Here is an 11906-nt window from a genome sequence, read left to right on the forward strand (position 1 = left end):
ACAGTCCGGAGTAAAAATGAAAATAAAGAAAATTTACGAGTTATCCCATCGTATTGACCCCGATAAGGAAGAATACCGGCTGGAAATCGATAGTCGTCAAGTGGAAGGCTGGGAGCAGTTCGCGAAATATCCGCGGCTGCCTGAAGCCCAATATCTGATTTCGGAAATTACGCTTTGCACGCATGTAGGCACTCATATTGAGCTGCCTTTCCACCATGATAAGGATGGATTGGATGCTGCGGATTTTCCGGTTGAAAATCTGGTAGGCGAAACCGTGGTGCTGGATATTTCCCGATTCGGAAACAACGAAGAAATATCACGGGCTGATTTGATTAAGATTGCGGATGGAAAAATCCAGCCGGGCGATATCCTTTTCTTTTACACCGGATTGGATGTAAATTATTACACTCCCCGCCAGCATGACCGTCCGTATTTTGCTACGGACGCGATTGGCTGGCTGATTGATGAGGCAAAAATTAAACTAATGGGCGTGGATACCTCGGGCCATGAGATCCGCCATCAGGATAGCTCACCGGTCATTGGCCAACCCAATCATGAATTGCTCCTGGGTTCCGGTATTCCCCTGATAGAGTACCTGACCAACCTGAAGCCGTTGATGGGTAAAAGGTTGTGGACCTTTACACTGCCGGTGCGCATGATCGGCGCCGAGTCGTTCCCGGCGCGTGTGATTGCCGTGGATTGGGAGGAAGCATGACCATTCGAAAACCTGAAGATGTAGTAACGCCGCTGGATTTCAGCGGTATGGACCAGGAGCTGCTCAAAACCCTGTTCCTGCGCATGGTGCGCGCCAGGGAGTTTGAAGAGCAATTGTATTATTTATTCCTGACCACCAAGATGCCCGGTACCATGCACCAGGCTACCGGCCAGGAAGCGGTTGCGGTGGGCGTAGCCAGTGCCCTGAACAAGGACGATTATGTCACCAGCAACCACCGCGGCCACGGCCATTGCATTGCCAAGGACGTTTCTCTGGACTTGATGATGGCTGAAATGTTTGCCAAGCGCAATGGCGCCTGCAAGGGTATGGGCGGTTCCATGCACCTGTGCGATTTTAGCAAGGGTATGCTGGGTGCCTTCGGCATCGTGGGCGCGGGCATTCCGATAGCCACCGGGGCGGCCTTGTCTGCCCAGGTGCGCGGTACTAAACAGGTTGCCGTCAGCTTCTTCGGCGACGGCGCCATCAACGAAGGCGTATTCCACGAATCCCTCAACATGGCTTCGCTGTGGAAACTGCCCGTAATTTACGTGATTGAAAACAACCAATACGCGCTTTCCATGCCGAATGAACTGGTATCGGCAGTGACCGATTACTCATCGCGCGGATGCAGTTACAACGTCCCCGGCGAGAGAGTGGACGGCAACAACGTCACCGCGGTCTACAGGGCAGCCAGCCGGGCAGTGGATCGCGCGCGCAAAGGCGAGGGACCCTTCCTGCTGGAATGCGTTACTTACCGCATGCGCGGCCATGCCCGCTTCGAACCGGCGGAATACCGCAATAAGGAAGAAGTGGAATTATGGAGTCAGTACGACCCCATTAAGCGCTTCAAGGAAGCGGCAGTCGAGGCCGGTGTATTGACGGAAGCCGATCTGACTGCCATTGAGGCGCAGGTCGATGATGAAATCGAAGCCGCTATCGCATTCGCGCAGGCAGGCGAAGATGTCGGCCCGGAAGATTACAAACAGTTCATTTATGAACTGGACACTACTGCAAAGGCAGGCCTGAAATGAGACAACTTTCCCTGGCAGATGCCATTCGTGAGGCCATGGTTCAGGAAATGCGGCGCGATTCCAGCGTGATCCTGATGGGCGAAGACGTCGGCCGTTTCAACGGCGCTTTCCACGTGTCGCACGGCATGTTGGATGAATTCGGCCCCACACGCGTGTGGGATACCCCCATCTCCGAAGCCGGATTTATGGGTATGGGCATCGGCGCGGCACTGACCGGATTGCGCCCGATTATTGAATTCCAATACGCAGACTTTATGTTCTGCGCTATGGACCAGATTGTAAATGAAGCCGCCAAGCTGCGGCTGATGTCCGGCGGGCAGGCCAGCGTGCCGCTGGTGATGCGCGCTCCGCAGGGCGCCACCGGGCGCGCTGCGCAGCATTCGCAGAGTGTGGAAGCTTATTTCATGCACACCCCCGGCCTGTACCTGGCTATGCCGTCCACTCCCTATGACGCCAAAGGCTTGATGATCTCAGCCATTCGCTCGAATGACCCGGTTCTGATCCTGGAGCATAAATTACTGTACGGCGCGGCCTCTCCGGGCGGTGGTAAAGCCCTGACCGACCAGACCATCAGCGATATCGGCTCGGACGTTCCCGAAGACGCTTATACCATCCCGTTCGGCAAAGCCGACATCAAGCGCGCCGGTACGGATGTGACCATCATTGCGACACTGATCATGGTGCACCGCGCGTTGGCGGTTGCGGCCGAATTGGAAAAGGAAGGTATATCGTGCGAGGTGATTGACCCGCGCACGCTGGTGCCTTTGGATGAAGAAACCATCCTGGAATCGGTGAAAAAGACCAACAGGGTGGTAATTGCCTCGGAAGATGTTGCCCGCGGTGGTGTTGGATCGGAATTAACCGCGCTGATTTCCCGCAAGGCATTTGATTTTTTGGATGCGCCGGTGGCGTGTGTGAGCACTGATAACAGCCCCATCCCGTTTGGGCCGGCGGCGGAACAACATGTGGTACCGCAGATTAGCGACATCCGCCAGGCGGTTTACGAGGTATTAAAGGATTAACCATGGCAACGAAAATACTTCTCCCGCGTTTGGGAGAATCTATCGAAGAAGCAGTAATTGGCAAGTGGTGTAAAGAAATTGGCGAAACGGTTGCCAGAGGCGACGTGATTGCCGAGCTGGAAACCGCTAAAGCTATGATGGAATTGGAAAGCCCCGCCAAAGGTGTTTTGCTGGCACTCATCCCGGAAATCGGACAGACCGTCCAGATGGGAGAGCTGGTGGCAGTGGTTGGTAAAGAAGGCGAAGACTGGCAAGCCCAGTTTGCTGCTGAAGAAGCAGCCGCACAAACTGAAACCGCTGCACCTGTGGAAGATAAAGCACAGGCACCTTCAACCGGTATGTCAAGCCCCGCTACCGAAAAGCACAGCGATGTGCGCATTGCACCCAACGCCAAGCGCGTAGCGGACGACCTGGGCATTGATTGGACGCAAATTCCGCTGGAAGATGGCGTTACCCGCATTACCTCGGAGATGGTGAAAGCCTTTGCCAAGAGCCGGCAGGGCGCTCCCGCCGGCGGCGGGCTGCCCGGCAAGCGTGTTGCGCTGACCAAAGTGCAGTCCATCACAGCCAAACGCATGACCGAAAGCACGCAAAATATCCCGCAATTCTCCGTCTCGATGGACGTGGAAGCGGACAGCCTGAAGGCTTTTGTACAAGCACAGAAGGATAAGGGCGAAGCCAGGGTCACCGTGACCGCAGTGTTGATCCAAAAGGTGGCGGCCGCTCTGGTTGAACACCCGCGCTTGAACGCACGCTTTGATGCGCAGGCGGACGCGGTATTGGAATATACGGATGTTAATATCGCAATTGCGACAGCCACACCGGAAGGGTTGTTCGTACCCGTGCTGCATAATGTTCCTAAAATGGGCATCGCGCAAATTGCTTCCGGCCTGGCCGCTTTGGCCGAAGATGCCCGCGGCGGCAAGCTGAAATATGAAGACAGCGTGGGCGCAACCTTCACCATCAGCAACCTGGGCATGAAGGGCGTCAGCAAATTCACCCCCATCATTGACCCCTCCCAATCAGCTATTTTGGGTGTGGGCGGTATGCGCAGCGAACTGGCTTTGGATGCGGACGGCAAAGTGATTTCCAAAAAGATCATGAACCTGACCGTTACAGCCGACCACCGCGCGGTGGACGGTATGGCAGTGGCGGAATTCCTGGTCACTTTAAAGAATTTATTGCAGAATTTATAATTCAGGAGAGATGAAATGGCATTAAAAAAAGAAGATTATCCCATCAGCGTACAATTCGATTTCAACACTGGTGTATTTGAACCGCAGGAAAAATCCGTCGAGCGCAAGGTCAGCGATATGGTTAAAATGTTCCACGACAAAACGGCCGTGGAGAGTATGATCAAAGCCGGCGACCCGCTGGTTTACGAAATTTTCTATTACGGTTTCAAGACCAGTGCCTCCGATATGGCTTTGGGCACCACCCGCATCCAACCCGGCAAGGTCGGCGATGAGTATTACATGACCAAGGGGCATTTCCATGAAGCTTTTGACCAGCCTGAAATTTATTTCTGCGTCAAGGGTGAAGGCTATCTGCTGATGGAAACGCGTGAGGGCGAATTCCAGGCGGAAAAATGGACGCCCGGAACCATCAGCCACATTCCACCCATGTGGGCGCACCGCGTGGTCAACACCGGCAAAGAACCATTGGTCTTTGTGGCAACTTATCACCTGGCCGCCGGCCATACCTACACCGAAGTGGAAGAAAAAGGTTTCCTCAAGTGCCTGGTTGAAAAGGACGGCAAAGCGACTTTTGTATTGAACGATAAGCGTAAATAACGTTTTCGTTTTATTTATCTTTTATTGAGGAGGTGTTCATCTGAACGATCAAAAACCTGCATACGCATTGGCGGTGGACATCGGCGGCACCAAAATGGACATTGCTTATGTGGACGAGACCGGCGCTTTCTATAAACCCCCGGAACGTCTTTATGTTCCTTTTGATGAGGACGGCATCGCGGATCTGGATAAGATGCTGGACATGTTGGAGCCGTATGTGGTCTTTGCCCGCGAAAACCTTCCCAATTTCCTGGGCGCCGGTTTCAGCATCTGCGGCAACATCGACGACGCCGACGGCAATTGCGTGCTGGTCGCTAATCTGCGCTGGTATAACGTGCCCTTCGGAAAGATGGCGCACGAACGTTACCAGGTCCCGATCTACGCGGCCACGGATGTACGCATGGCGCTGATTGCCGAATTGCTGTGGGGCAAGGCCAAAGGCTGCAACTATGTGGCCTGGATGACGTTGGGCACCGGTTACGGCGGTTATCTCTTCCTGGACGGCAAGTTATACGGCGGCTATCACGGCTTTGCCGGCAACCTGGGACATGCCATCTACGACGAACGCGGCGGCGCAGATTGCGGCTGCGGGCAGCGCGGCTGCTTCGAGAGCTACGTGGCCGGCCCGGCCATCGCGCGCCAGGGTCAGGCCGCGGCTGACGAAGGACGCAGCGCGCTTCTGAAACAGCTCAGCCAAAAAGACGACGGCAAAGTCCATACGAGCATGGTGTTCGAAGCCGAGCGGCAGGGCGATCCGGCCGCAGTGAAGATAATTGAAGAACAGGTTCGTAAATTGGGTATTTCACTCTCATCCATGGTCGATCTGCTGGATTTAGAGATGATCGTCATGGGCGGAGGGGTACTTAAGGGAGCGGCGGATTTTCTGGATCGGGTGGATAATCGCGTGCGCGGCTTTTTGATGACGGTAGAGGCCAAAAGAGACCTGAAAATTGAGCGAGAGACTTTTGATAATTCGGCCTTGATGGGCGCGGCTGCCACCGTATTTATAAAGAATAATATACTAGAGCTATAAAATAATTATTTGGATAAATAGGGAATGGCTGATAATAAAACCGATAAAGCAGATCAAATCGCGCGGCTGGTCCAGGTGGCTCACCTGTACTATGACGAGAACCTGTCCCAACAGGAAATCGCGGACAAACTGGAAGTCTCCCGTTCGTTAATCGCGCAGTACCTGCAGCAGGCGCGCGACCGCGGCATTGTTCGGATTGAAGTGATCAATCCGATGAACTCCTGTGAAAATATCGCGCTGGAAATTCAGGAACGCGCCAATCTGGAACGGGTTTTTATTGTTCCGGGCATGCATAAATTCCAGGACCTGACCATGCGCGCTATCGCCGGTGCGGCGTCCAAATATCTGGAGCAGAACGTCAGCGATTCCGACATTCTGGGCATGGCCTGGGGGCGCACCATCACACGCCTTGTGCAGTTGTTGGCGCCCTCCGTTCCGCGTGATATTGACGTGGTTCCGTTGATGGGCGAACGCGGCTATACCGGTACTTATTCGCAAATCAACCAGATCGTGCTGCAAACCGCGCAAAGCTTTAACGGACGGCCTTATTTCCTGCTGACACCCATGTTCGTCTCGTCCGTCCAGTTGAAGCAGGATTTAATGAATGACCCGGAAGTTCGTCCGGCGGTGGAACGCTGGGATAAGCTCACCACGGCCGTGATCGGCATCGGCGCGGTTCCGCCCTCACCGGGAAGTATTGCCTATGTCGGCGCGAAGCTGATGCGCATGATGCAGGAGCGCGGTGCTGTTGGTGATATTTGCGGCCGTCACTTCGATGATGATGGCAACCTGATTGAAAATGAAATGAACGATCGGATGATCAGCATCAGTCTTGATCAGATCCGCAAAATTAAACGGGTCATTGCTGTTGCCAGCGGTGTTGAAAAAACACGCGCTGTTCTGGCGGCCATGAAGACACAGCTTTTCTCAGTGTTGTTTATTGATGAAATGTTGGCCGAGAGCATGCTTAATAAAATGCGCAAGGTTGAAAAGTAGTGCATTGATATTACGCAATTATTAAAAATATTTGACTTCTACGTTATAATACGTTACTATGTTAGTGAGAAAATACGCACTAATGAACAAAATTTCACTATTGCTTTTACCAAAAATGGTACTAACAAATGTTATTGACAATTGCGATAAATCTGGTTATGATTACAAACATGATTTGTCTCAATCTTCGAATTTATTGTCTATGGAGATATCCCCAACAAAATTAAGCCATAGATTTCTAAAACATCTTCCATTTGGGTAATTTCTATCCAAACGCGATTTGAAACCTGTTTTTGAAAGGAGGAAGTATCGGAAAAATAACGCTTGAAAGAAATTAGATACTCAAACAAAAAAAACCTAAAGAATTCTAATCAAGGAGAAGAGGTAAATGAAAAAGAGTCTCACTATTTTATCGGTAATCGCGATTGCAGCAATGTTATTGGTTGCTTGCGCAGCCCCCGCTGCTGAAGAAGCAGCTCCTGCGGCCGAAGAAGCAGCCCCTGTGGCTGAAGAAGCAGCTCCTGCTGAAGCAGAAGCAGTTTTGGTTGGTTACGGCGCCCCTGAACTGTCAGGTGCCCAGGGCCAGATCATGCAGGGTTTGATTGACCATGCAGAAGCCAAGGGTTGGGAAGTTGTTACCACCAATGCCGACTTCGATGCCGAAGCTCAAGCCAACCAGATGGATGATTTCATCTCACAAGGTGTGAATGCCATCGTGACTGTCCCCGTTGACAGCCAGGCCATTTGCGCTTCCGTGGCGAAAGCACAAGCAGCTGGTATCGCTTTCTACACCATCGACCGCGCTCCCATCGGCTGCGCCGTTGACATGACCGTGCAATCCGACAACTACCTGGCCGGCAAGCAATCCGCCGAAGCCGTTGTAGCTTTCTTGACCGAAAAATACGGCGAAGCTAAAGGTACCGTCCTTGAACTGCAAGGCGACCTGGGCCAGAACGTTGCTCAACTGCGTGGTGGCGGCTTCAATGATTACATGGCCGACTACCCGAACGTAACCATCATCTCCAAACCCACCGAATGGGATGCCGCGAAATTCTCCTCCGCGACCCTCGACGTTGCCGGTACCACCGATATCGATGCGATCTACATGCATTCCGATTCCGTAGGCACCACCGTTGTCTTGGCCGCCCTCGAGCAGCTCGGCAAGAAATTCCAGCGCGGCGAAGAAGGCCATGTGTTCCTGGCTGGTGTTGATGGCAGCCCCGATGCTCTGCAGGCCATCCGCGATGGTTGGTCCGATCAGGCTTCCAGCCAGCCCATCCCCGACTTCGGTATCATCGCCGACTGGATCGAGAAGAAACTCGCCGGTGAAGAACCCACCGAAGGCGAAGTTGTACAGGAAGGCGCTCTGTGGTCACCTGCTACCATTGTCCTGACCGACAACGGTTACCAGTTGAACCTGGCCACCACCTCCGTATCACCTGACAACGCTGATAGCACCGCGTTGTGGGGCAACAACTAATTCTGTACTGAAATAGACTAAAATGAATAAGCCGTAGAAATACGGCTTATTCACTAAATAATCTCATGCGTGTTCAAAAAAATTTTTATTATGAGGTGTACTCGTGAAGAAAAATACGAGCAAGCTTCTTGATGTAATCTTCGAGAACCTGATTTGGTTACTGGTAGCCGCCAGTTTGATCATCTTCTCATCACTATCTTCGAGTTTCCGCGCTCCGAATAACATGGCAGGGTTGCTTTACCGCTCGGCGGCACTGGGTTTGCTCGTTTTAGGTCAATCATTTACCATGATCACCGGTAACTTTGACCTGTCTTCCGAATCCGGTTTAGGCCTGACAGCAATGGTAGCCGCGCTCGCGTTAGCCAGCGCAGATAATGGAGGCCTGGGCTGGGAAGTTTCACCGTTTGTTGCAATTGTCCTGATGATCGGTGTTGGTTTACTAATTGGTCTTATTAACGGCTTTTTAATCACTCGTTTAAAGATGAACAACTTGATTGTGACCATCGCAATGCAAATGATCCTGCGTGGTATGGTTTACATCATTTCTCCCGGTTCGACTGCCAGTTTCTTTCCCAAAGCCTTTGACTGGCTGGGCGGCGGTACTTTGTTTAAAATTCCACTGGAGAAAGGCTTCTTCAGTTTTCCTGTTGCGACTTTGTTCGTAATTATCGTGTTTATTATTGCTCACATCATCACCCGCTATACCCAATTCGGCCGCAATATGTACGCGGTCGGTTCCAACCTGACGGCTGCCAAAGATGCCGGTATTGACTCGGATAGAATTGTCCGCATCGTCTACCTGATCGATGGATTCTGCATGGCGTTGGCGGGTTGGCTGGCGGCTGGCCGTATTGACTCGGCCACCCCTCGCACCGGGGCCGGTTTGACCTTCCCTGTCCAGGCAGCCGCAGTTATCGGCGGCATTAGCATGGCCGGCGGGCGCGGCAACATGATCGGCGCTTTGGGCGGTTTGATGTTGTGGTCCATTTTGGATAATGGCCTGAGCATCATCCGTGTTTCTCCCTTCTGGATTGAAACCAGCCGCGGCTTGATCCTGTTGTTCGCGGTATTTCTGGATGCGGTCAAAGTCAGGCAAATGCATCAGCGCTCACTGATCGATATCTTGATGCAAAGTACCATTGGTCTGAAAGACAAGACCATCGTAAAGAAATAATAAGGAAGTGGTGAAATGAATACTACTGAAAAAGTAATGGAAAAAACACCAATCCTTAGTGTAGAAGGTGTTAGCAAAGCTTTCCCCGGCGTTCAGGCTTTGACAAGTGTTGATTTCTGCGTCATGGAAGGCGAAATCCACGGGTTGGTTGGCAAGAACGGTGCCGGAAAATCCACCCTGATGGCCATCCTGATGGGCATTCTGGAACCCAACGAAGGCACCATCATCGTCGGCGACCAGCAATTCCACGCGATGAGCCCCAAAGAAGCCATCGAAAAAGGTATTGCCTACGTTCCCCAACACGTGGCCATGATGGACAGCCTGACCGTGGCTGAAAATATTCTGGCCGGGGAGCTGCCCAAAACAAAAATGGGCCTGGTGGATTGGAAGAGGGTCAACTCAGAGGCCATGGAACGTTTAGGAAGATTGGGCCTTGAAATGGATGTTACCAAGAAAGTGGAAGGGTTGGGCGTGGCTGAACAGACTATGTTGGCCATTGCCAAAGCTCTATTTGGTAATGCCAAACTGATCATCCTGGACGAACCCACTGCTTCGCTTTCCCGCAAGGATATCAACCGGCTATTCTCCTTCGTGAAATCCCTGAAGGATAAGGGCGGCTCGTTCATTTACATCTCCCATCACCTGGAAGAGGTGTTTGAGATCTGCGACCGCGTGACCGTCCTGCGTGACGGACACATTGTCGGCACAGCCGAAGTGGCACAAATCGATGTTCCCAAACTGATTGTCATGATGGTCGGTGAGGACGTGGAAGATTACACGCGCGAATCCACCTGCCAGGATGAAGTGGTTATGGAATTGAACGGGTTGGAACGGCGCGGCTTTTACGAAGACATCAGCCTGAAACTGCGTAAAGGTGAAATTGTCGGCTTGACCGGTTTGCAGGGTTGCGGCGTGGAACAGTTGGGCAAAGGCCTGTTTGGTTTGGAACCACGCGGTATTGGTGAGATTGTCATCGACAATGAAGAATTCACCGCGGATAAACCCATCGACTCTTTCAACCAGGGCCTGGCATACCTGCCGCAAGACCGCTATCGCTATGGTCTGGTCGGCCTGCGCTCGGTGCGCGAGAATGTGACCTACCCGATCCTGAACAAGCTGATCCGGTTGGTTAATCTGATCAACCGCCGGGAAGAGAAAGTCATTGTTGACAAGTTTATCAGCGAGCTGGATATCAAGACACCTTCGCAGGAACAACCGGCGCGCCTTTTGAGCGGCGGCAACCAGCAGAAAGTTGTCTTCGCCAAACTGGCGTCCACCAAACCCAGCGTTCTGGTTTTGCACGAACCGACCCAGGGTGTGGACGTGCGCGCGAAAATGGATATTTTCCGCATCATCGATGACATGGCTGCGCAAGGTGTGGCCGTCATCATCATCTCTACAGAGATCCGCGAGTTGATCGGCGTTTGTGACCGCATCATGGTGATGAACGACGGAAGAATGACCGATGAATTCAAAAAAGGTGAGAAAGATATGACACCTGAGAAAATCCTCGCAGCAATTGAAGGAGGAAAGAACAATGAATAAGGGTCAAAATCGCGACTGGGTAAAAACTTTCCTGGATAACTTTATCTGGTTTATTCTGGCCATTTTGTTTACGTATTTTGCCGTCAATATTCCGAACTTTACCAGCAAGACTAACCTGATCAACGTCCTGCTGCATGCCAGTGTTCTGGGTGTGCTGACCATTGGACAAACTATCGTCCTGCTGACCGGCAACTTTGACCTTTCCGCTGAGGGTATGGTCTCCTTATCCACGATTTTCGCCATGTGGCTGATGATCACCCCCGGTACCGTCACGGGTACAGCCCAGGGCTCCGGTTTAATGATGGATCCTTACCTGGTGATCCCCATCATTCTGGTGCTGGGCACCGTGGTAGGTTACCTGATCGGCATTATGATCACCCGTTTGAACATGAACGGTTTTATCGTCACCCTGGCGGCACAGCTGGTGCTGCGTGGTGTGGCTATGATTATCAGCAACGGCCAGATCATGACCGGTTCGCCCAAAGCCTTCAACTGGCTGGGCGGCGCTAAAGTCTACGGCTTCCCGGTTTCGGTCATCGTCACCCTGCTGCTCTACGTGGGTGTGAACTATTTACTGAACCAGTCCAAATTTGGGCGTGAGCTGCGCGCTGTCGGAGCCAATCCGGATGCCGCGCGCGCTTCAGGTTTCAACCCCAAGCGCACCATTACCATGGCTTACACCATCGGCGGTTTCCTGGCGGCTTTCGCCGGCTGGATGCTCTTGGGCCGTTTGGAAACGACCGTTTCCAGCCTGGGCGAGGGCATGACCCTGGAGACTGTGGCGGCCTCCGTCATCGGCGGCGTCAGCTTGAAAGGCGGCATCGGCAGTGTTGGCGGAGCTTTCGCCGGCGTGCTGCTGCTGTCTATGATCGATAATGCCTTGAACCTGATGTCGGTGGATTCCTTCTGGGTTGAGAGTGTGCGCGGCTTCATTATCCTGGTCGCGCTGCTGATCGAAGCGCAGAAGTTCCGCTACAAACCGAAGGTCGTGCACGAAAAAGAACCGGCAGTAGCGTCCGATTGCAAATAGTTCCGAAAAATTAAGGAATTGCAAGAAAGACTTTAAAGAAAAGCTGCAAGTAAACAACACTTTATAAATAGGAATCTGGAAACAGGA

Annotated in this window: 11 protein-coding genes; all 11 read left to right on the plus strand. The window is 52.5% G+C overall.

The window, feature by feature from the left end; genetic code table 11:
- The first annotated feature begins 16 nt into the window (after positions 1-16).
- The 11 genes from Pelsub_RS04870 (at position 17) to Pelsub_RS04915 (ending at position 11819) form a co-directional block, all read left to right on the plus strand.
- Complete coding sequence (locus Pelsub_RS04870) at positions 17-715, plus strand: cyclase family protein (protein ID WP_116224844.1); 699 nt, start codon at positions 17-19, stop codon at positions 713-715.
- A complete protein-coding gene (locus Pelsub_RS15755; RefSeq protein WP_198418396.1) occupies positions 712-1746 on the plus strand; it encodes a thiamine pyrophosphate-dependent dehydrogenase E1 component subunit alpha in 1035 nt (344 codons plus the stop codon). The genes Pelsub_RS04870 and Pelsub_RS15755 overlap by 4 nt, the downstream gene beginning before the upstream one ends.
- The gene (locus Pelsub_RS15760) at positions 1743-2768 is read left to right on the plus strand and encodes an alpha-ketoacid dehydrogenase subunit beta (RefSeq protein ID WP_162301623.1); all 1026 of its coding nucleotides are present in this window, start codon (positions 1743-1745) and stop codon (positions 2766-2768) included. Before Pelsub_RS15755 ends, Pelsub_RS15760 begins: the two co-directional genes overlap by 4 nt.
- 2 nt (positions 2769-2770) lie before the next feature.
- Entirely contained in the window at positions 2771-3964 is a 1194-nt protein-coding gene (locus tag Pelsub_RS04880; protein ID WP_116224843.1) for a dihydrolipoamide acetyltransferase family protein, read from the plus strand.
- A 15-nt stretch (positions 3965-3979) separates the two neighbouring features.
- Complete coding sequence (locus Pelsub_RS04885; RefSeq protein WP_116224842.1) at positions 3980-4561, plus strand: glucose-6-phosphate isomerase family protein; 582 nt, start codon at positions 3980-3982, stop codon at positions 4559-4561.
- 73 nt (positions 4562-4634) lie between these two features.
- Positions 4635-5594 (plus strand): ROK family protein, encoded by a 960-nt coding sequence (locus Pelsub_RS04890; protein ID WP_267896281.1) that lies wholly within the window; start codon positions 4635-4637, stop codon positions 5592-5594.
- Positions 5595-5618: 24 nt separating this feature from the next.
- Positions 5619-6590, plus strand: coding sequence for a sugar-binding transcriptional regulator (locus tag Pelsub_RS04895; RefSeq protein WP_116224840.1), 972 nt, complete (start codon positions 5619-5621; stop codon positions 6588-6590).
- A gap of 388 nt (positions 6591-6978) precedes the next feature.
- A complete protein-coding gene (locus Pelsub_RS04900) occupies positions 6979-8070 on the plus strand; it encodes a sugar ABC transporter substrate-binding protein (RefSeq protein ID WP_116224839.1) in 1092 nt (363 codons plus the stop codon).
- 103 nt (positions 8071-8173) lie between these two features.
- A complete protein-coding gene (locus Pelsub_RS04905) occupies positions 8174-9244 on the plus strand; it encodes an ABC transporter permease (RefSeq protein WP_116224838.1) in 1071 nt (356 codons plus the stop codon).
- Positions 9245-9259: 15 nt separating this feature from the next.
- Complete coding sequence (locus tag Pelsub_RS04910; RefSeq protein WP_116224837.1) at positions 9260-10789, plus strand: sugar ABC transporter ATP-binding protein; 1530 nt, start codon at positions 9260-9262, stop codon at positions 10787-10789.
- Complete coding sequence (locus Pelsub_RS04915) at positions 10782-11819, plus strand: ABC transporter permease (RefSeq protein WP_116224836.1); 1038 nt, start codon at positions 10782-10784, stop codon at positions 11817-11819. Before Pelsub_RS04910 ends, Pelsub_RS04915 begins: the two co-directional genes overlap by 8 nt.
- Positions 11820-11906: the final 87 nt, after the last annotated feature.

Source organism: Pelolinea submarina, assembly GCF_003966975.1.
In the GTDB taxonomy this organism is placed as follows: Bacteria; Chloroflexota; Anaerolineae; order Anaerolineales; family Anaerolineaceae; genus Pelolinea; species Pelolinea submarina.

What these genes read in the sequence shown, in the direction of transcription:
- Pelsub_RS04880 (WP_116224843.1), top strand. Translation starts at nt 2,771, where the DNA reads ATGGCAACGAAAATACTTCTCCCGCGTTTGGGAGAATCTATCGAAGAA.
- Pelsub_RS04910 (WP_116224837.1), top strand. Translation starts at nt 9,260, where the DNA reads ATGAATACTACTGAAAAAGTAATGGAAAAAACACCAATCCTTAGTGTA.
- Pelsub_RS15760 (WP_162301623.1), top strand. Translation starts at nt 1,743, where the DNA reads ATGAGACAACTTTCCCTGGCAGATGCCATTCGTGAGGCCATGGTTCAG.
- Pelsub_RS04870 (WP_116224844.1), top strand. Translation starts at nt 17, where the DNA reads ATGAAAATAAAGAAAATTTACGAGTTATCCCATCGTATTGACCCCGAT.
- Pelsub_RS04915 (WP_116224836.1), top strand. Translation starts at nt 10,782, where the DNA reads ATGAATAAGGGTCAAAATCGCGACTGGGTAAAAACTTTCCTGGATAAC.
- Pelsub_RS04895 (WP_116224840.1), top strand. Translation starts at nt 5,619, where the DNA reads ATGGCTGATAATAAAACCGATAAAGCAGATCAAATCGCGCGGCTGGTC.
- Pelsub_RS04885 (WP_116224842.1), top strand. Translation starts at nt 3,980, where the DNA reads ATGGCATTAAAAAAAGAAGATTATCCCATCAGCGTACAATTCGATTTC.
- Pelsub_RS15755 (WP_198418396.1), top strand. Translation starts at nt 712, where the DNA reads ATGACCATTCGAAAACCTGAAGATGTAGTAACGCCGCTGGATTTCAGC.
- Pelsub_RS04900 (WP_116224839.1), top strand. Translation starts at nt 6,979, where the DNA reads ATGAAAAAGAGTCTCACTATTTTATCGGTAATCGCGATTGCAGCAATG.